At 35.3% G+C, this 436-nt stretch carries 1 protein-coding gene; it reads right to left on the bottom strand.

Annotation, left to right across the window (positions count from 1 at the left end):
• Positions 1–436 (bottom strand): hypothetical protein (locus tag AC2JF9_RS09520; RefSeq protein WP_500727292.1); only part of this gene is annotated, 436 nt, incomplete at both ends.

Below are 436 nucleotides of genomic sequence, written 5' to 3'. Positions count from 1 at the left end.
GTTGATAGTTTTACCATACGATTTAATGATTTTTCAATGTCCTTCATATCACGCCACTTAACCGGGATTTTGGCATTTTTAATGCGTGCTGCTACTTCTTTTCTTACTCTAGCAAATGATTTTCTTTCGTTTAATTCATCGTTACGCTTAAAGCAAGCTTCATTTAGGCTAAATTTAAACTTATCGATGCAAATTTGAGTGAAGGTTCTTTTTCTTCCTTTGCGATCCTGGGAAGGATTCTTTACTTTTTGCTCAATAGGTTTAAACATAAAGATGTTCTTAATGATGGATAGAAAGTTCCGAACTCTTTTAGCGGTGGTATTTAATGTCTTTTTAAGATAAGCCATAGTTCTTTCACCTTGAACAGCTTCAATATCCTCTACATTTCTACGGTTGGTCCCCAACTGCACAGAGAAGTATTGGCATAGTTCAAGCA

The organism is Lactobacillus sp. C449L, assembly GCF_059900815.1.
The sequence above is the reverse complement of the archived record's forward strand: the minus strand, read 5'-3'. Positions and strand labels throughout refer to the sequence as shown.